The sequence below is a fragment of the Chroococcidiopsis cubana SAG 39.79 genome, from assembly GCF_003991895.1.
Classification (GTDB): Bacteria; Cyanobacteriota; Cyanobacteriia; order Cyanobacteriales; family Chroococcidiopsidaceae; genus Chroococcidiopsis; species Chroococcidiopsis thermalis.
The window spans coordinates 1-19,615 of the sequence record NZ_RSCK01000042.1 but is presented as its reverse complement, the minus strand read 5'-3'; the positions used below and the strand labels follow the sequence as shown (position 1 = coordinate 19,615).

Here is a 19,615-nt window from a genome sequence, read left to right as displayed (position 1 = left end):
CTAATTTCCGACTTCCCTATGGTTTCCTCCCGCAGTATCCCCAACCGCCAGACTATAGAACAGCTGGCTCAACAATTTCCAGAAGTTGATATTGCTTCAGTCGAAACCTGTTTAGCTTTTCTCGATACTACTGCTGAAGTTTATACTGCCCTGGAAACTCATTTTGCCCGCCACGGCTTGTCTGTGGGCAAGTTTACCCTACTAATGCAATTGTTTGTGGCTGGGGAACAGGGACTTACACCTTCGGGTTTTGCCGAACGTGCGGGTGTCACTCGTGCAACTATTACCGGACTGTTAGATGGATTAGAACGGGAAAAATTAGTGCAGCGCCAACCCTATCCCGGCGATCGCCGAATGCTAACGATCCATCTGACTGACAAGGGACGAGAACTCATTTCAAATCTGCTTCCAGAGCATTTTTGCCGCACGACAAGCATGATGTCTCAGTTGACGACAGCAGAAAAAAAGACATTGATCGAGTTACTCGGTAAACTGCGCTCTGGTAGTGCTGCGATGCGCGAACCGTAACTGAAACTGAACCGATTCGCGATCGTGCTGTAGTATATAGTTAGCCGCCTAATTATACGGCAGCTAATATCCTAGTAATGGAGTACTAAATATATGAAAAAACTGAGCGTCAAGCAAAAAAACTGGCTGCTATCCGTCCACGTTGCTGTAGGCAGTATGTGGTTTGGCACGGCTTTATGTATGGTTGCGATCGCATTACATAACCGCAACACCATCAATGGCGATGAACTTTATGCAATTAACTCAGTTCTGAAACTGCTAGATGATTTTGTCATTATCCCTGCGGCTGTCCTGTCGCTAATCACAGGTGGATTGCTTTGCTGGCTGACAATTTGGGGGTTTTTCAAACACTACTGGGTCATAGTCAAATGGGTGATGACTGTAACCCTAATTGTCACGGGTACTATCTGGCTTGGTCCCTGGACAAATGCAATGACTGTTATTGCTCAAACAGAGCGAATTCAAGCATGGCAAAACCCTCTTTATGTATTTGACCAAAAAGCAGTGTTAATAGGTGCTGCCATACAGACTGGCTGTATTTTAGCGATCGTTGCTATTTCCGTAATTAAACCTTGGGGAAGAAGAAAGATCGAGAATCGGCAACAAGATCGCTCCGTTGCTTCGAGTTAAAGTTGAATGAGTTAGAGTAAGATATTCATGCGACCTCGATCCGCCATCAAGTATTTTGACTTTTGGCACTCACTTTACAACTTTCGCTTTTGCGATTGCCCCAGAGGATTTAAAAGCAATTTAAGACCATCAAAAGAACTATTTGAAATTTGGTTTGAAGCGTAAATCAAGCGCATCCTCATCTGTCATAATGCTTTGAATAAGACATCTTACTTTGCTGCCAATTGCATTATTTTGCAATTCCTGAACTTTTCTGTCTTAACAAAATATAGCTTCTAGCAGAATATAGAGACTAGATTGCTTCCTAAAGTAGTACTTCAACTTACTATTACCTACTAGTAAACTGTTCGAGGACTATTTTAAGGTTTTTTTAAATTTAGCTTTAAGAGCTACTAGAGGTAGTTGTGAAGCTGCAATCTGACAGCAGATACATGCTAAAGCTACTATAAAAAGTTATGACAATTATTCTAGTCACGGGTTCGGCAGGATTAATTGGTTCTGAATCAGTGAGATTTTTCTGCGACCGGGGTTATACCGTTGTAGGAATTGATAATAATATGCGGCAAACATTCTTTGGGGAAAATGCCTCAACTAAATGGAACCGCGATTTGCTATTAGAAAAATATGAAGAACGCTACATTCATCATAATATTGATATTCGCGATCGCGAGGCAGTTACCAAACTATTTCAAGACTATGGCACAGACATTAGCTTAATTATTCATACAGCAGCTCAGCCTTCACACGACTGGGCAGCTCGCGACCCCTACACTGATTTTACAGTCAATGCTAACGGCACTTTGATCTTACTAGAAAATACCCGTCAAATTTGTCCAAATGCAGTTTTCATTTTTTGTTCTACTAATAAAGTTTATGGAGACAAACCGAATTTCTTACCACTAATCGAGCAAGAGTGGCGTTGGGAGATTGAGGAAACGCACCCATACAGTGTTGGCATTGATGAAACAATGTGTATTGACCAATGCAAACACTCTTTATTTGGAACTTCCAAGGTTGCAGCGGATGTATTAGTCCAAGAATACGGACGTTACTTTGACATGAAAACTGCTAGTTTTCGAGGTGGATGTTTAACAGGTCCTAGTCACTCAGGGACTGAATTACATGGATTTTTATCTTATTTAATGAAATGCACGATGTTAGGAAAACCCTATCGGGTTTATGGCTATAAGGGTAAGCAAGTCAGAGACAATATTCATAGCTACGATCTGGTCAATGCTTTCTATCATTTTTACCAAGCTCCTCGTGTTGCTGAAGTTTACAACATTGGGGGAAGTCGATTCAGTAATTGCTCGATATTAGAAGCGATTCAAGAATGTGAAGCGATCGCTGAGAAAAAACTCAATTGGAGTTATGAAGAAGTCAATAGAAGCGGAGATCATATTTGGTGGATTAGCGATGTTCGGAAGTTCCAGCAGCATTATCTAGGCTGGAATTTAACCTATGGCATCAAAAACATTATCAAAGAGATTTACATTCAAAATACAAGTCGTTGGAATTAAAAAATAGCTAGTTTAAGTCGTGCGAATTACTCTCTTAGCTTCATTTATATTGGAGTAGTAGTGATGCAAAAAATATTTCAACAACGAACAGTTAAATTTTTCATTGGTGGAGGTGTAGCAGCAGCACTGAACATTTGGCTCATTTCTCTATTAATCGATCGCTTAGGGTTTCATACACCTGAATTGCGAAATATAGCCAATGCAATATCAATGGAGATCTCCTTATTATTTAGTTTTTTCATCTACCGCATCTGGGTATGGACTGGTGGTGATTGGAGGCTAGAAAAAGTTTTGTGGCGACAGTTACCGCTCTATCATGTATCTGCTAGTTCGAGCATAATTATACGTTTAATACTTTTTCCTATCCTCGATTGGTTAAGTCTTAGCCCTCAAAATAATACCCTAATAGGTGTGCTACTAGGTGCTATTCTTAACTATATAATTAGCGATCGCTTAGTATTTCAAACTAGAAAAAAGACCGAGCTTTATTATCCAGAAGGATTAGCACCAGCTTTAGCAACTCCGTCAAATTCAGCCAAACTACCTGTAACCTCCACAAGTATTGAACCTACTCTGGTTCTTTCAATAGTCATTCCAGCTTATAACGAAGAGGATTGTATTGCCCGAACAATCCAATCGATTAGCCAAGTTTTAGAAGAGAAGTACATCCCTTACAACATTTTAGTAGTTAATGATAATAGTCGCGATCGCACAGAAGCAGTTTTACAACAGCTTCGCTTACAAAATCCTAAAGTAACCTACATTAATAACTATTATCCTAATGGTTTTGGTTTTGCAGTACGCTGCGGTTTAGAGAATTTTCAAGGGGATGCTGTAGCGATTGTGATGGCAGATTGCTCTGATGCTCCAGAAGACATAGTTGCTTACTACTATAAGCTATGCCAAGGTTACGAATGCGTGTTTGGTTCTCGCTTTATTAAAGGTGGTAAAGTCATTGATTATCCAGCTCATAAGTTAATTGTGAATCGTTTAGCCAATTTATTTATTCAAATCTTATTTGGCTTAAACTTCAATGACACGACTAATGCTTTTAAGGCTTATCGCCGAGAAGTCATTAAGGGAGTTTATCCACTTTTATCTCATCACTTTAATCTTACGGTTGAAATTCCGCTTAAAGCGATCGCGCGAGGCTACTCTTACGCAGTTATACCAATTTCCTGGCGCAATCGTACAACAGGAGTGTCTAAGTTAAAGCTAAAAGAGATGGGGAGCCGTTATTTATTTATTGCCCTCTGTATCTTTCTAGAAAAGAAACTTTCTAGAGGAGATTATGTTCGGAAGAACTTACAATCTGCAATTCGTAGATGAGCCTGAAAAGGAATACTTTTTAATTTGAGGAAGCTCATAAATTTATGACTATTTCACATTTAAACCAAGAGAAATATCTCAAAAGACTTTACAATAATCGATTTAATTATAAAGAGAAGAGAGCTAAAATTGCTTTATGGAAAGTTTTAATAGAAAACTTTTTACAAAAACATGTCGGACAAGACTCAGTTGTATTAGATATTGGGGGAGGATATTGCGAGTTTATCAATCAGATTCAAGCAAAAGAAAAATACTTAATTGATTTAAATCCTGACTCTCAAGTATTTGCTAATTCTGACGTTAGGATTGCTCATCTTAATCTTCTAAACTTTAAAGAACGAGATTTGTTTACCAAGCGTGTCGATCGGATCTTTATTTCTAACTTTTTTGAACATTTAAATAATAAAGAAGAGTTAATTGAGATTTTATTATTTTGCTGGGATCGCCTTAAACCTGGTGGCTCTCTGTTAATTATTCAGCCCAACTTTAAGTACTCATTTAAGGAATACTATGACTTTATCGATCATAAATTACCACTAACTCATCTTTCTTTGAAAGAAATCTTAGAGACTGTGGGGTTTGAGATTGATGTGTTAATTCCCAGATTCCTACCTTATTCAACAAAAGGTAGATTGACCTCACCTCAGCTTTTAAGACTCTACCTTAAATTGAAAATTTTGTGGAGGTTTTTAGGAGGACAAATGTTTGTGAAAGTAGTTAAACCTTCCAAAGTTAATGAATTACCAGCAATCGGGAGATAGATCTGATGACTCGACAAGTTTTGATTACAGGAGGAGCAGGTTTTGTAGGTAGTACTTTAGCGTTGGGGTTGGCTCAGCGCTATCCTGACTGGCAGATTACTGCTTTAGATAACCTCAAGCGGCGGGGTTCAGAGCTAAATTTACCTCGATTGAAGCAAGCAGGTATTCAGTTTATTCATGGAGATGTACGAAATCAAGAAGATCTCGATCCAGTGGCACTTAAACCCGATTTAATTGTAGAGTGTTCGGCAGAACCATCAGTTTTAGCGGGATATGCGTCTCCAGGGTACGTACTACAAACAAATTTGGTGGGAACGATAAACTGTCTGGAATTGGCTCGACAAACTCAAGCAGATTTTATTTTTCTTTCTACTAGTAGAATCTATCCAATTAAGAGCCTTAGTAGTTTGCAGTTTAAAGAGGCAGAAACACGGTTTCAACTCTTAGAGCAACAAAGTTTACCAGGAGCATCGAGCCAAGGTATTGCTGAGAATTTTCCTTTAAATGGGTCGCGATCGCTTTACGGTGCTACTAAGTTAGCGTCAGAGCTGTTGGTGGCTGAATATGCCGAGGCTTATGGACTAAGAACTATAATTAACCGCTGTGGCGTGCTGACTGGACCCTGGCAAATGGGCAAGGTCGATCAAGGCGTATTTGCTCTGTGGATGGCATTTCACTACTTCAAGCGATCGTTGAAATACATTGGCTACGGTGGAACGGGCAAGCAGGTAAGAGATTTTTTACATGTAAGCGATCTCCTAAACTTAATTGACCTGCAAATTCATCAATTATCAAAATTAGCTGGACAGACATTTAATGTAGGCGGTGGGGTAAACAATACACTTTCACTCTGCGAGACGACGCAGCTTTGCCAGGAAATCTGCGGGCATAGCATACCAATTACTCCCCTTCCAGCCTCTCGAATGGGAGATGTACCAATTTTTATTACAGACTCTAGCAAGGTCATGTATGCCACTGGATGGCAACCTCAGAAAGATGCAAAAACAACTCTAACTGAAATTTATGAGTGGCTGCATAAATTCGAGCATCAAGTTAGCGAGATTTTTCTTTAAGGATTAGTTGTAACACCAGCAATAAGAAGGCTATTGATAGTAAATTTCTATTATTAAAATACCTTGTTTATTACACAAAAAATAAACTTTAATGTATAAAACTACCATTTCTAAATTCAAGCCACCATTAGCAACAATTTTTCTCATTCCACCTACAGTTACTCTATGTTTTATAGCTTTTTTTAGTGTCAATGCTCCCTTAGGAGATCAATGGGATTTAGTTAGCCTGTTTGAAAAAGTTTTAACAGGAAAAGCAGATTTTGAAGATTTTTTTGCTCAACACAACGAACATAGAACATTTTTTCCAAAGCTTATATTTGTTGGTTTGGCTTTAATATCAAACTGGAACATTAAATATGAATTATATTTTAGCGTATTTTTAGTAGGCATGACATTTTTACTGCTATATAAACTTTCCCTACTAGAAGGCAGAAATAATTTTAGCAATTCAAAACACTTAACAAATTTCTTAACCTGTATTTTATTGTTCTCCATAATCCAGTACGAAAACTGGTTATGGGGTTATCAATTACTATGGTTCTTAATTAATGCTTGTTTGGCAGTAGCTGTTTTAATTATTGCTTCATCTAATAATTTTCCTAAAAGGCTTTATTTAGCAGCAATACCTTGTTTTATAGCTAGCTTCTCTGCAGCGCATGGATTGCTAAGTTGGCTAGCTGTAATGCCATCAATAGCTTCTATTAAGGGTAGTTATAGGCAAAAAATAATAAGAATCACAGTCTGGATTTTACTTTTAATCGGAACTTTTACTATTTATTTTATAGGTTATCAAAAACCAAGTCACCACCCCGATACGCTTCTTTTTCTGAAACACCCACTTGGTACTTTATACTACTTTTTTACTCTTCTGGGAGCGCCTATTGTATATCATGCTAATATTCCCCTTATTGTAAAAACTTTAGGGGCTATACTTTTCTCAACTTTTTTCTTACTAGTATTTTATTTTGTAAAGTATAAATCAAAATTTAATTTTAGTTTAGAGATAGCACCTTGGGTATCAATAGGCTTATTTGCCATACTTTTCGCTCTTATAACCACATTAGGTCGTTTAGGTTATGGAGAATCTATGTCGTCAAGATATACAACTTGCTCAATATTATTAGTTGTTGCTGTTGCTCATCTTTGGCGGCTATCTTTTTCAAGAAATGTCTTTATTACTAGTATTTTCATAGGGTTTATTTTCATGAATTCTATTAACCGGATTCCCCCGACAATAGCTCTTCACCAACAAAGACTTGCTGGTGAAACTTGCTTAGAGTTAATAAAATTCATAAATAATTTAGAACATAGCTGTTTAGAAAAAACTATTCTTCCACCACCTCTTACTAGTCAGCTAAGAAAGCTATCAGGAATTCTGGAGGAAATAGGTTTTAGAAAGTTTCCGAAAGATGTATCCTTTATTACTGAGCCAGCCAAGAACTATGGTCACTTAAACTCTACCCCTACAGAAGGAACCCTCATTACTGTTAGCAGAAATGGAACTTTGGATGTAGCAGGCTGGGCTAGCTTACCAGACAGTCAGGAAATTCCAAATATAGTATTGTTTTCCTATGGCGATCGTAAATCATTTTTTGCCGATGCGCTTGTAAACCCAAATAGTCCGATCGTTGACACAACTCCTAACTCGATTCAATTTAATAAAGTAGAATGGTCAGCTAATATTTCATTCGAGTCGTTACCACCTGGAGAAACCGTAATACAAGCTTGGGTATACGAGCCTGTAGGTAAGCAGTTTATCAAATTAGATGGTGAAATTAAAGTAAATGTAGTGGAGTAAAGTGGCTATATATCCCCTAGCATAAAAAATGCAAAAAACTACTTTTAAGAAAATTCAATACCCCCTATTTTTTTTAATTTGGACACTCGTATCATTATACCTTTTTCTAATTTTTGTACCAATACCAAATAGTCTAGGAACAGATTTAGAGCTATCTTGGCAATATGCAATTAGCCGTGCAGCAGTAGACAAACTTATTTTTGGAAAAGATATTATATTCACATATGGTCCGTTAGGGTACTTAGTTCATGGAGCAGCGTTAGAGCAAAATTTTATTACAGTCACAAAATTTCGTTTTATTGTATATTTCATTTTGTTTGTGGCGGTATCTTTAAAAATAGCAAAGCTAAAAACGAAACTACAGAAATTAGCAATATTTTCAAGCTGGTTATTACTTGTTTCGATTAACATATCTCTAACTTATCAAAATATATCAACAGGCTACCAGATTCTATTTATATTTTTAATCATTTTATCTATAGTTGATAACTTACCTATCAAGTTAACGAGATGGTGCGCTGTAAGTTTAGGAGCTTTTGCTGGTTTCTGTCTATTAACCAAGTTCACTCTTGGAATTGCTACTGCTGGTTCTCTATGTTTATTATTCCTGGGAAACTTTTTTGATTCTATTAAGAAAAACTCAAATTACCTGATTAATCTCTTTGCATTACTTGATTCATTATTAGCTGCCATATCCGTATCATTTATATTATTGTCCCCGGATTTCTATATATCAAACCTCTATAAAATACTAGTTTGTCTTGTTGTCTCTGGTACTAGTGGATTACTAGCTTGGTTTAATCAGCTAAAGCTAGATCGTAAGGTTGTTCTTAAAGCGGGTGAGAAAATTACTAGTAGCAGGAATTTAATCAGTAAATCTCGTATTAGAACTGCCAGTTGGTACGTCTTTTATATAATTTATTGTTCTGGTCTTGTCGTAACAATTTTTTCCTCTTATCCTTCATTAATAGACTATTTAAAGCATTCTTTAGATGTAGCATCTAGCTATTCCAGCGCAATGAGCCTTGTTGGTTCCAAGCGAGAGTTGATTCTTGCAGTGTCAGAAATAGCTTTGATATCTATTCTTTTAGTTTTAGTAGCAAAACAGGGAAGCCTCGGTTTTACTTTAGCTTTATTTCTATGTTTGTTTTTAGCTTTTAAACATGGTTTTGTCCGTCATAGTGTCAATCATGTCGTTATTTTTAGTTGGTGTACGCTAATTGTAGTTTCATTATGTCTACCAAAAGTCAGAGGAGTTCGCATTCAAAAATTTTCTTATTTACTATATTTTTATGTGTTAGTTATAGCTTTTATATTTTGGATACCACTAGGAACTAGCAGCCCTCGCTCTGTTACTCCAGACATGGCGATTAAAAATTTGACATACTTATTTAACCCAAGTTCTTTGCACTCTAGTATACAAGCAAATAGTAACAATAATTTAGCTGTTGAAAAATTACCTACTAGCATGACAAGCATAGTAGAAAATAAAAAAGTTGATATTGTTCCTTGGGAAATATCATTAGTAGCAGCAAACAACCTAAACTGGAAGCCGCGACCAATATTTCAATCTTACTCAGCTTATACAACTACTCTTGATAACCTCAACTTTAAAAGTTTATCAGCAGAACCGAGAGACTATATCTTCTATGATTTTTCTGCCATAGATGGTAGACATCCTTTCTTTGATGAACCGAGAACTTTTGCTTATATTTTTTGTAACTATAAGTTAAATTCTTATCTCCCTAAGTCTAGCCAACAAAATAAATTTTCTTATCCAACAAACTTATTACTTTTAGAAAAACTGTTTTCAAGTGGATGTTCTCCAAGTGTTTCAACAAGTAAAACGTCAACTGTACGTTGGAATAATTCTCAGCATATAGAAGCAAGCGATCGCTCTATAATTCTTGCAAAAGTTAAATTTACGTATTCTCTCTTTGGGAAAATCTATAAAAGCTTGTTTAGAAGTCCACCTGTAACTATGCAAGTAACTTATGCAGATGGTAGCAAATGAGACTACAGAATTATTCCTGAGAATTCAGACAACGGTGTTATAGTTAGTCACCTACCTAAAGATGACAATGAAGCGTTGTCTTTCTTTCACAGACAATTACCTGCTCAAGTCCAGTCATTTAAATTCCATGCAACCAATTCTCTCTTATACTCACCAACTATAGAAATAAATTTCTTATCATTTGATATCTGATTCCTCTTTTGTTGCTTTGGCAGGATTAAAATAAGAAAAGGAGTGTTAGAAACTAGGCTGTGGCTGTGGATGAGCGTAGAGAGCCAGTGTCAACGGTAGCGTTTCTCGAAAAATATTGCCAAACGTACCGAATTGAAATCACTGGTATGCTCTCAGTACGGTGAATAGATTTTTCAAGCTTCTCATTAGTAATAAATTCTTCTGCGCCAACTAGTACAGCTGCCGCTACGTGTAGGGCATCCATTGCTCCTAATCCCGATTCACTCACTTCTCGATATGCATTTTGAATTATTTGGTCGATATTTTCAGCCCAGTAAGAAACTGCATCAAAATATGCCTTGTAAAACCTAACTTCGCTATTACGACTGTTGTAAATTGCTTTAGGCAGTACCTCTAACTTCAGGAAGATGCTAGATGCGAAGTCACGATTGGGATCTCTAAGAATTGCTAAGGCTCTTTGGGCAATAGCTCCCTCGCCCCGTGCGGCAGCAATTAGCACGCCTGAATCAAGAAATGTGCAAGTCACTCAACGTCTTCCTGATATCCGCCTCTACGCTCGGCTTTCTCACGCTCAACTCCTTCCCAATCCAGCAAAGGTTCGCCAGACGCAACGATTTCCTCACGAATCTGTTGTAACCTTTCACCCAGCGTTGACTTAGACTTCGGTTCGGCTGCTTGCCTGCTTGTAGTGGCTTTCTTTAATTCTAAAAACTCTACAAAATCAATCACTTCTTGTTGCCGCTCTGGAGGTAGCAATCGCCATTTTTCTAGTAACAATTGTTCGGTATTCATACGCCTTACTACTACCGCTCTGAGCGCGATCGCTTTCTCTCGTAGTGTACACCGCTAGTTGAGACTATGTGCGATCGCTCTATTGCTATACACAATATTAGAGCTGGCTTTACTAAAGCTACTTGGCTACTTTTCGTTGTCCAGCAGGAATTACATATTCAAAACCAGGACAATTTCTCACAATTCCATCGCCGCTAGGATTCATTTTCTGGGGATTTGCCAGGTATTGCTGCTGGCAGTTTTTTCTTACGCGCAACGCAAGACTTGCTAAGGCTCGATTATTGACAGCATCGACTGTGTTGTATTCGTGAAGCTTGCCAGCAAAGAATGCTAGAGTCCCCCACACCAGTAGTGCAGCAATTGGAATCGCATAGGCAAGTTTAACCGAATTTATGGCAATTCTCTTCGCTGCCTGGGTCAAGAGCAGCACTTGCTTTTGTTCTTGAATCAGGTTAGAAGTTGCATCGACCAGACCAGTTGAGATCGTGTGTCATTACTACCAAGATGTTCCACAACATATGAACGAACCTCCTTACATACAGCATCGGCATCCCAGGCGGCTCGACAAGCGTAAATGTTGCAAACGGTATGGGCTATTGTGTCCCACCTGTTCTGCCCTTTGCAGCGCCATTCTTGCGCTCCACCGGACTCACTCGTGCTGGGACATAATTAAAGGCTGCTTTGCGTGCTTCCGAACGAGCAAAGTGCTTTCCCAACTGTTGCTGGAACCTCCTGAGTGTTTCACTCCATTGCGGGAGTGCTTCTAACGCAACACCTGTTAAGAATACGTTGGATGTATCTAGCATTGCTCAACCATATTTACTGATAAATCTAGTTGAGCCTAAATACAACTGTAATACTGAACGCGAAAACCCTTCCCATCTTTGCGCCTTTGCGCCTTTGCGTGACATTAATCCGGCAACTTATACTGCCCCACAATTCGCTTAGCAAACTCCGGTACATGCGCTTCCAACTTCTCTAAATAATTCCGCTTCACGTACAGATAATTCCGCGTAAAGTGAGAATCAATCGAGAACCGGGCATATTCCAACCCTTTCGGACCAATTCTTTCAATGACTACACCCATTAACTTCGCCGCCCACATGGGCAGAGTCACCGCTTTATCGTAAGCAGGTATACTCTGTTGTACTGCTTGATGGCGATCGCCCTGCGAAATAACAGGTTGTAGCTCTAATTTATCTTGCACCAAATCCAGCATTTCGCGACCGCGATCGTTGCGGACAACAATCCACTGCCAACCAAAGGTAGCACCCATGTAACCGACAACCAAATCGGCAAGGGAATTGACATAATCAAAGCAACTCATACAAGAAGGTGCAAATACATCCTTGAGTTGGTTTGTCTTTAAACCAAAGAAAGGTACTGTTTCCACCGAACCATCTTCATGCTTGAAGTGAACGCGGAAATCTTGCATGAATTCGTAATGTACTACTGTATCGGGCGATTTACTAGTCGTTTCTAAGAATTTTTGCAATCCCGCACGGGTAACGTTATCCACGCAAGGAGTTCCTAAAACGTAAAGCTTTTCTAAGCCAAGTTGTTTTTCTACTGCCCGCAATGCTTGAATTTGACAACCGACACCAATTACTAACAGCCGTTTCATGCCTGACTGTTCTATTTGTTCTAGCACCGATAGGTTAGGCGACAGCGTAGGTTTATTTACCCGTGCGGCTAAAATTTCCTCTGGGGTACGGGCAATAATTGGCATCGGTTGAAAGCGGTCTTCTTTGGTATTCTGGACGCAGACTACGCCTTCGACAATGCCGCGATTTAGCATTTCGATCGCAATGGTACTAACAATACCCGTCCATTGCGCCCCTGGAATCGGTTCTTTTTTCCGCGCTGCTGTCATCGATTGATGCACGCCGAAGTAAAGTTCGTCTGGATTGTCTAAATTACGGCTGCGATCGTGCGTTTGAGTTTCTAATTGGTCAAATTGCTGATTTAAAAAAGCACAGGCTTCCTTGACATAGTGGATGTAATATGTATCGCACAAGCCGCACTCGCTACAAAGTTCTTTGGCTGGGCGACGGCTGCCAGGTTTGAGGGCTTTAGCTTTCTTATGGTCGGTAGGATGAAGGGCGGTCATAAGTCATAAAACTTTGTTTTTTATACCTGTTCACACAATACCGCTTTCAGCCGAAATATTTTAGTATGTGGTGACAAAAGGTAGAATTTGCACCTTTTAAATCGTAGTTTCCTCCGTTTCCTGAGAATTGTCTCCAAAGCATAATAACCGAATTGCAAGCACGGCAAAACCCACAGCCGCGATCGCCTTGACGAATTTTACAGGTAGCAACTGAGCTGCACCCGCACCTGCTAAAACTCCCAGCAAACTTGTCAATATCAAAGCGCTAGCCGTGCCAAAAAAGACAGCACGTGGAGATTTACAACCGCCACTGAGGGCGATCGCTGCTAGTTGGCTTTTGTCTCCCAATTCTGAGAGAAATACAGTTACAAAAGTGATTCCTAGTAGTTTCCAGTCCATGAAGTTGAGGAGTGAGGGGTTGAAGAGAGCTGAGGGAGCGATCGGGAGCTGAGGGGGACTTTTCTGTATTTATTCCCCCCTTTTTAAGGAGGGCTAGGGGCTAGGAGGGATCTCTACGAGAGTAAAATATCCCCTACTAAGGCGATCGCGATCAGTAGTAAACTCGTACCCGCGGCAATTTCTAACTTTCTAGGTGATAAGTGTTTTGCTAACCACTGTCCCAAGAGTACGCCTAGTAAACTGGTCGTAATTAACGCTGCGGCTGCACCTACGAAGACAATCCAGGGTGATTGAGACTCTGCACTCATCAAGAGCGTGGAAAGTTGAGTCTTGTCGCCGCATTCTGCCAAAAATATGGTGAAAAATGTCGAGGCGTATATTGCCCACCAAGACTGCTGTGTTTGCTTTTGCTGTTGCGGGGGGCGATCGCTAACGCTGACAACAGGTTGGCTGTGTGTTTCCAAAACCTGTTTCTCCAGTGCTGTTATTTGGTCAGATAAGCTAGATCGCTGTGGGGGTGCAGATTCCAGTTTCACGGGCAACTCAGTTCAATACGCGATACTTTTCATATTCCTTTCATTTTCTGCCAAATCGTGACAAAAGGCAACCCCGTTATCAGTTGTCAGCGACCAGTGACCAGTGACCAGTTAACCAACAACCAACAACCAACAACCAACAACTAACAACTACCAATCGCCAACTTCCCTACTAAATCGCACCATTTCCAGGCTGCGATCGCCATAAACGCCGGAAATCTGTTGCTCGCAGCACTCGATCGCAAAATCGTTGACTTCTTCCGGCTCGATGCCATACATATCTAAGAATATTTCTGGCTCGACTCGGCAAAAGCGAGGGCGGTTGGAATAGATTTTGCATTCTCGCTTGAGATGGTCGTAGTTAATACACCAACCACCTTCACCTACCATGCTGAGATAGAGTGATAACTCTTCTGGTGTCAAATACTCTGCTATGTCTGGGCGTTCTTCTGGGTCGAGATGACAGCAAGCGCCACACTGCTTTACACATTTCCAAGTTGCCATTTCCAAGTCGCCATAATATTCAGATTGGGTGACGATCGCGTTCCCGCTACTCAAGCTTAGCGATTTTAGTTACCCCATCACTAAAATGAGAGCAGCAAGAGTTTATTTGTGGTTTGTTATAGATTTGTTAAGTTAATTAAATCCGGTAATTCTCCTCTAGGTAAAATAAGGTGCGGATTTTTATGTAAGAAATCGACGTTAAATAGACAAGCTGGGAGGAGAGATAAATCTTATGTCTGGAATTTTTGATGCGATCGGTAGTTTTCAGTGGGAAACTCTGTTTCAACTAGTAAGCGTTGCCCTGATCATGCTAGCTGGTCCAGCAGTTATTTTTGTCCTTGCCTTTCGCAACGGCGATCTCTAAAACTCATACGATATACCATCAATGGATAAGGGAGGGAGTAGCTTTGAGCTATTTTCCCTCTTTTGGTTTATTTGGATGAAAAGAAAAGTTACAAAAATTAATTCGGTGGTAACTCTAAGGGAACTGTCCCCAAAATTCCTTTGCGAAAATCTATCAGTATCTGTCTTGCCGTGCGTTCCAAGTCACCGCGATCGCGTTTTGCCGATAACTCATAGACAAATTCTTCTCCTGTCATGCCCAACGAATCGATTTTGTAGCGAGATAGGGGATTGTCAGGCATGAGTTCGGGAGCAGTTGCCATTAAATCTTGCAGCAAATCGATAAAGATAACAGCCACTTGGTAAGAATCGTAGGCAGCATCACCAATATCATCGCAGATAGCTAACTTAATTGCTGCTGCTTGGTCTTCTAGCTTAGTTGGAATTACCCCAGGTGCATCTAACAATTCGACGCGATCGGAAATTCTGACCCAGCGCAACTGGCGCGTTACCCCAGGACGAGCCTCACTGACAACAATCCGCCGCTTCAATAGCCGATTGATCAGCGCTGACTTACCCACGTTGGGAAATCCAATCGCCGCTGCCCGCACGGGACGGGCTAACAAGCCGCGATTTTTGCGGCGTTGATTAATCTCATCACCTGCTCTTTGCGCTACCTGCAATACTTGTCCTACACCGTTACCATCTTTAGCATTGGTAAAGTAAACTGTTTCTCCCCGTGTCTTAAACCACTGCTGCCACAACTGCCGCACCGCAGGAGGAATTGCATCGACGCGGTTGAGGATTAATACTCGTGTTTTATTGCCTACCCACTCTGGCACGCGCGGATGGTGGGTCGCTAGTGGAATCCGTGCGTCCCGTACCTCCAATACCACATCAACCAACTTCAGTTGTTCGGCAAGCGCTCTTTCTGCTTTGGCAATGTGACCTGGATACCATTGAATGTCATTGGTCATTTGTCATTGGTCATTTGTGAATGGGTAGTTGGTAGTTGGTAGTTGGTAGTTGGTAGTTGGTAGTTGGCTGGAATTGCTTCCTTGTCCTCCTTGTCCCCCTCACTCCTCGCTCTCTGCTCCCTCATTAAGGTACAACTAAAACCGGACAGGGAGATAGATTGATCACGCGGTTGGTGACGCTTTCGGTGACTCCTTCTTCTGTTAACCCGAGTCCTCGGCAACCCATGACAATTAAGTTAGCACCAACTTCGTCGGCTACATCACAGATAACAAATGCAGGCTTGCCCTGCCGCTCAAATGCCTCTGTTTGAATGCCTTGCTGTTTGAAGACGGACTGGGCATCTTCGAGAAGTCGGGCTACGACATCAGGCGATTCCATGCCCTCGTCAGCCTCTTCCGATCCTTCTACTACCGATAGCAGTATTAGACGGCTACCATACTTTTGCACGATTTCAACCACGACTCCTACGGCTTCTTGTGTTTCGCGGCTGCGATCGATCGGAAACAGAACAGTCTTAAACATTTGTGGTAACTCCGATACCCATGCTTCGGTAAAATGTGGACGGCGCTAAATGATGGACTAGACCAAAAAGGCAATTAGGAGGTTGACGCTGTGTCCAAAAAAACTCTAGCAAATTTATCCTCGTCAGATTTATCTGGGAAGCGGGCGTTAGTACGGGTAGATTTTAACGTACCGCTAGACGACCAAGGCAACATCACCGATGATACCCGCATTCGTGCTGCACTGCCGACAATTCAAGATTTAATTAAAAAGGGTGCTAAAGTCATCCTGGCTAGTCACTTCGGTCGTCCCAAAGGTGTAGATGATAAATTGCGTCTGACTCCCGTTGCTAAGCGCCTTTCCGAATTACTCGGTCAAGAGGTTATTAAGTGCGACGATTGTATCGGTGATGAGGTTGCTGGCAAAGTTGCAGGAATGCAAAACGGTCAGGTGTTGCTACTGGAAAACGTTCGCTTCTATCCCGAAGAAGAGAAGAATAATCCAGAATTTGCTCAAAAGTTAGCTGCAAATGCGGACTTGTACGTAAATGATGCTTTTGGTACGGCTCACCGCGCCCATGCTTCAACTGAGGGCGTAACTCACTACCTCAGCCCTTCGGTAGCAGGTTATTTGATTGAAAAAGAACTTCAGTATCTCCAAAGCGCGATCGAAAATCCTCAGCGTCCCCTAGCGGCAATTATTGGTGGCTCGAAAGTCTCCAGTAAGATTGGCGTAATCGAAACGCTGTTGGACAAGTGCGATAAGCTGCTGTTGGGTGGTGGGATGATTTTCACCTTCTACAAAGCACGGGGTTTGAATGTTGGTAAGTCGCTGGTGGAAGAAGACAAGCTAGAACTGGCTAAATCTTTGGAAGCTAAGGCAAAAGAACGTGGTGTCGATCTATTGTTACCTACAGATGTGGTGGTAGCAGATAAATTTGCTGCTGATGCCAACGCTCAGACCGTCAGTGTGGATAATATTCCATCTGATGGTATGGGTTTGGATATTGGTCCAGATTCGGTCAAGACGTTCCAAGCAGCACTGGCTGAGTGCAAGTCGGTGATTTGGAATGGACCGATGGGTGTATTTGAGTTTGACAAGTTTGCTGTAGGTACAGAAGCGATCGCTCGTACTCTTGCCGATCTCACCAAGCAAGGCGTAACTTCCATCATCGGTGGTGGTGACTCTGTAGCAGCGGTGGAGAAAGTCGGTGTAGCTGAGCAAATGAGCCATATTTCAACTGGTGGCGGCGCTAGCTTGGAGTTACTTGAAGGTAAGGAACTACCCGGTATTGCTGCTTTGGATGATGCCTGATTCGGAGACTGAGAGGAAATCCGCAGTTGAAGAAGCGGGATTTCGATCCCCCCTAACCCCCCTTAAAAAGGGGGGAAATTAAAGTACGGGCGGGTTTGCTAGCAAATGTATTTGTTACTTGACATATTTGCTGTAAAACAAACCCGCTCCTACTTGATTTATATTGGACATTTGTTTTATATTTATTTATATCAAACGTTCGATTTAACATGAAGTCAAATTAATTATCCCGATGCCCAAGATTGTAGACCACGACCAATATCGTAAAGAACTGTTGCTCAAGAGTTTCGATCTATTTGCCGAAAGAGGCTACGGTTCGATCACCATGCGACAGTTAGCTCAAGGATTGGGCGTGTCTACAGGGACGCTTTATCATTACTTTCCCAGCAAACAAGCCTTATTTCTTCAGTTGGTAGAAGAACTAGACAGACAAGACTTGCTCAACTTCTTGGCTGAGGCGGGAAATCCACCCACCTTAACAGAGCGAATTGAAACTATGTTCAATTTTGTTGCTAAAAATGAAGATAATTTTTGCAAGCAAGTTTTACTTTGGGTGGAATTCTACCAGCAGGAAAAAGCTGAACTGACCAAAAATAATGCTTTTCACAGCTCTTGGGATAAGACTACGCAAGCGATCGCCGACTATTTGCAAGTACCAGATAAAGCGATCGCGGATTTTGTCCTGAACTATCTTTACGGTTTATTAATGCGAGGAATATTTGAAACTGAAACAATTTCCTATCCAGAACAAGCAACCTTACTCAGCAAAATTCTTGTAGCATACCTGAAATAATCAGTTATCAGTTATCAGTTATCAGTTATCAGGGAGCAATTACCAATTACCAATTACCAATTACCAACTACCAATGACCAATGAAATTTTAAAACCTTCAAATCGCTGGATAGCGGGGTTAATTCTGACGGCAACTGCTATAACAGGGGCAACTGGCTTTTATGTCGTTTCTCAATCTTCTCAGCCTTCTCCTCCTGTGGCGACAACTCCCCCAGTGACGCAAGTTACGGCTTTGGGACGACTGGAACCAGAAACAGAAGCAATTCGCTTATTTGCCCCATCTGCATTGGATGGCGATCGCGTAGACCAATTATTAGTTAAAGAAGGCGATCGCGTCAAAGCAGGACAAACTATTGCGATTTTAGATTCTCGTGATCGCTTGCAAAATGCTTTGGCACAAGCACGCGAACAAGTCAGAGTTGCCCAAGCTAAGTTAGCACAGGTGAGAGCAGGGGCAAAAACAGGAGAAATTAAGGCGCAAGAAGCGACTATTACCCGGATACAAGCAGAAATTGCTGGAGAAACGTCAACTCAAAATGCTACTATTGCTCGCTATCAAGCAGAAGTTAACAACGCCCTAGCAGAGTATAATCGTTTTTTACAATTATATCGTCAAGGTGCAATCTCTGCATCGAACATAGATAGCAGGCGATTAACCCTAGAAACCGCTCAAGCACAATTAAAGGAAGCGCTTTCGGGGAAAAACCGCACGGTGGAAACTTTACAGGCTCAACTACAAGAAGCCAAAGCTACCCTGAATCGGATTGCCGAGGTACGTCCGGTAGATGTGGATGCAGCCCAAACAGAAGTGGATACTGCGATCGCCGCTGTGAAAACATCGGAAACGCAGCTACAAGAAGCCTATATTCGCGCCCCTATGTCTGGGCAAATTCTCAAGATTCGCACGCGAGAAGGAGAAAAAATTAGTGATTCGGGGATTGTAGAAATGGGACAAACGGCTCAAATGGTTGCTGTCGCTGAAGTTTATCAGACTGATATCGGTAAAGTTCAGTTGGGACAGCCAGCCGTCATTACCAGTCAAGCAATTACAGGACAGTTGCGCGGTAAGGTTTCCCAAATCGGTTTACAAGTCGATCGACAGAATGTCTTCAGCAACCAACCTGGAGAAAATCTAGATCGGCGCATAGTAGAGGTGGAGATTCGCCTAACTCCAGAAGCTAGTCAACAGGTAGCTGGGTTGACAAATTTACAGGTAGAAACAGCAATTCAACTATAGATTTTATTTGTTTCAAAGCATAACGCATGTTCGGTATAAAAAACCGAGGAAAAGTCAAAAGTTAAAAGTTAAAAGTCAGAATCTATCTCTCGCCTCTCGCCTAATGACTGACAACTGACAACTGAAAAGGAGAAATTGAGATGGTGCAAGTTTTGTATTTAACACTTTGTATATTAGGCACTGCTTTAGAACCTATTTATAAAGTAAACCTTTAAGCAGATAGGCGACGTAGCATAATTCGAGTCATAACAGCATAAATAGCTG

22 protein-coding genes and 1 pseudogene are annotated in these 19,615 nt (G+C 41.1%); 12 read left to right on the top strand and 11 right to left on the bottom strand.

Annotated features, from left to right (window positions below; translation table 11 throughout):
• Positions 1-18: 18 nt before the first annotated feature.
• From DSM107010_RS21850 to DSM107010_RS21815, 8 genes are all read left to right on the top strand, one after another.
• Entirely contained in the window at positions 19-528 is a 510-nt protein-coding gene (locus tag DSM107010_RS21850) for a MarR family winged helix-turn-helix transcriptional regulator (protein WP_015153191.1), read from the top strand.
• A 93-nt stretch (positions 529-621) separates the two neighbouring features.
• On the top strand, positions 622-1,158 hold the full coding sequence (locus DSM107010_RS21845) for a hypothetical protein (protein WP_106167881.1): 537 nt from the start codon (positions 622-624) through the stop codon (positions 1,156-1,158).
• 455 nt (positions 1,159-1,613) lie between these two features.
• Entirely contained in the window at positions 1,614-2,678 is a 1,065-nt protein-coding gene (locus DSM107010_RS21840) for an NAD-dependent epimerase/dehydratase family protein (RefSeq protein ID WP_106167882.1), read from the top strand.
• Between the two features lie 60 nt (positions 2,679-2,738).
• Positions 2,739-4,007, top strand: coding sequence for a glycosyltransferase (locus DSM107010_RS21835; RefSeq protein ID WP_106167883.1), 1,269 nt, complete (start codon positions 2,739-2,741; stop codon positions 4,005-4,007).
• Between the two features lie 44 nt (positions 4,008-4,051).
• A complete protein-coding gene (locus DSM107010_RS21830; protein ID WP_106167884.1) occupies positions 4,052-4,768 on the top strand; it encodes a class I SAM-dependent methyltransferase in 717 nt (238 codons plus the stop codon).
• Between the two features lie 5 nt (positions 4,769-4,773).
• Positions 4,774-5,841, top strand: coding sequence for an NAD-dependent epimerase/dehydratase family protein (locus DSM107010_RS21825; RefSeq protein WP_106167885.1), 1,068 nt, complete (start codon positions 4,774-4,776; stop codon positions 5,839-5,841).
• Positions 5,842-5,932: 91 nt separating this feature from the next.
• Complete coding sequence (locus DSM107010_RS21820; protein ID WP_106167886.1) at positions 5,933-7,639, top strand: hypothetical protein; 1,707 nt, start codon at positions 5,933-5,935, stop codon at positions 7,637-7,639.
• 28 nt (positions 7,640-7,667) lie between these two features.
• Complete coding sequence (locus tag DSM107010_RS21815) at positions 7,668-9,653, top strand: hypothetical protein (protein ID WP_127023925.1); 1,986 nt, start codon at positions 7,668-7,670, stop codon at positions 9,651-9,653.
• A 322-nt stretch (positions 9,654-9,975) separates the two neighbouring features.
• Here DSM107010_RS21815 and DSM107010_RS21810 read toward each other — a convergent pair.
• The 8 genes and pseudogenes from DSM107010_RS21810 to DSM107010_RS21775 all read right to left on the bottom strand — a co-directional run.
• Positions 9,976-10,371 (bottom strand): annotated as a pseudogene (locus DSM107010_RS21810) (type II toxin-antitoxin system VapC family toxin); the annotation flags it as partial.
• A complete protein-coding gene (locus tag DSM107010_RS21805) occupies positions 10,368-10,637 on the bottom strand; it encodes a DUF2281 domain-containing protein (RefSeq protein ID WP_015153180.1) in 270 nt (89 codons plus the stop codon). The pseudogene DSM107010_RS21810 and the gene DSM107010_RS21805, both read right to left, overlap by 4 nt.
• 118 nt (positions 10,638-10,755) lie before the next feature.
• Entirely contained in the window at positions 10,756-11,067 is a 312-nt protein-coding gene (locus tag DSM107010_RS21800; protein WP_015153179.1) for a hypothetical protein, read from the bottom strand.
• Between the two features lie 163 nt (positions 11,068-11,230).
• On the bottom strand, positions 11,231-11,443 hold the full coding sequence (locus DSM107010_RS21795; RefSeq protein ID WP_106169555.1) for a hypothetical protein: 213 nt from the start codon (positions 11,441-11,443) through the stop codon (positions 11,231-11,233).
• A gap of 104 nt (positions 11,444-11,547) precedes the next feature.
• Entirely contained in the window at positions 11,548-12,747 is a 1,200-nt protein-coding gene (locus DSM107010_RS21790; protein WP_106169556.1) for a Coenzyme F420 hydrogenase/dehydrogenase, beta subunit C-terminal domain, read from the bottom strand.
• 96 nt (positions 12,748-12,843) lie between these two features.
• Positions 12,844-13,146 (bottom strand): TMEM165/GDT1 family protein, encoded by a 303-nt coding sequence (locus DSM107010_RS21785; RefSeq protein WP_106169557.1) that lies wholly within the window; start codon positions 13,144-13,146, stop codon positions 12,844-12,846.
• 113 nt (positions 13,147-13,259) lie between these two features.
• Positions 13,260-13,682 carry a TMEM165/GDT1 family protein gene (locus DSM107010_RS21780; RefSeq protein ID WP_106169558.1) on the bottom strand — a complete coding sequence of 141 codons (423 nt, stop codon included), beginning with the start codon at positions 13,680-13,682 and terminating at the stop codon, positions 13,260-13,262.
• Positions 13,683-13,832: 150 nt separating this feature from the next.
• Positions 13,833-14,186, bottom strand: coding sequence for a YkgJ family cysteine cluster protein (locus DSM107010_RS21775; protein WP_106217494.1), 354 nt, complete (start codon positions 14,184-14,186; stop codon positions 13,833-13,835).
• Between the two features lie 241 nt (positions 14,187-14,427).
• On the opposite strand from DSM107010_RS21775, the gene psb30 reads away from it, so the two are divergent.
• A complete protein-coding gene (gene psb30 / locus DSM107010_RS21770; RefSeq protein WP_039717506.1) occupies positions 14,428-14,550 on the top strand; it encodes a photosystem II reaction center protein Ycf12/Psb30 in 123 nt (40 codons plus the stop codon).
• A gap of 97 nt (positions 14,551-14,647) precedes the next feature.
• On the opposite strand, the gene ylqF is transcribed toward psb30, so the two are convergent.
• Genes ylqF through DSM107010_RS21755 form a run of 3 tightly spaced genes read right to left on the bottom strand, consistent with a single transcriptional unit; the run spans position 14,648 to position 16,028 of the window.
• Positions 14,648-15,505, bottom strand: coding sequence for a ribosome biogenesis GTPase YlqF (gene ylqF / locus DSM107010_RS21765; protein ID WP_106169646.1), 858 nt, complete (start codon positions 15,503-15,505; stop codon positions 14,648-14,650).
• Complete coding sequence (locus tag DSM107010_RS42375; protein ID WP_258184032.1) at positions 15,502-15,630, bottom strand: hypothetical protein; 129 nt, start codon at positions 15,628-15,630, stop codon at positions 15,502-15,504. The genes ylqF and DSM107010_RS42375 overlap by 4 nt, the downstream gene beginning before the upstream one ends.
• Positions 15,630-16,028: a universal stress protein gene (locus DSM107010_RS21755; protein WP_106169644.1), complete on the bottom strand. Its 399-nt coding sequence runs from the start codon at positions 16,026-16,028 to the stop codon at positions 15,630-15,632. The genes DSM107010_RS42375 and DSM107010_RS21755 overlap by 1 nt, the downstream gene beginning before the upstream one ends.
• A 90-nt stretch (positions 16,029-16,118) precedes the next feature.
• On the opposite strand from DSM107010_RS21755, the gene DSM107010_RS21750 reads away from it, so the two are divergent.
• The 3 genes from DSM107010_RS21750 to DSM107010_RS21740 all read left to right on the top strand — a co-directional run bounded on the left by DSM107010_RS21750 (position 16,119) and on the right by DSM107010_RS21740 (position 19,351).
• Complete coding sequence (locus DSM107010_RS21750; RefSeq protein ID WP_015153171.1) at positions 16,119-17,321, top strand: phosphoglycerate kinase; 1,203 nt, start codon at positions 16,119-16,121, stop codon at positions 17,319-17,321.
• Positions 17,322-17,553: 232 nt separating this feature from the next.
• Positions 17,554-18,114 (top strand): TetR/AcrR family transcriptional regulator, encoded by a 561-nt coding sequence (locus DSM107010_RS21745; protein WP_015153170.1) that lies wholly within the window; start codon positions 17,554-17,556, stop codon positions 18,112-18,114.
• Between the two features lie 73 nt (positions 18,115-18,187).
• Positions 18,188-19,351, top strand: coding sequence for an ABC exporter membrane fusion protein (locus tag DSM107010_RS21740; protein WP_106169641.1), 1,164 nt, complete (start codon positions 18,188-18,190; stop codon positions 19,349-19,351).
• The last annotated feature ends 264 nt before the right edge of the window (positions 19,352-19,615 follow it).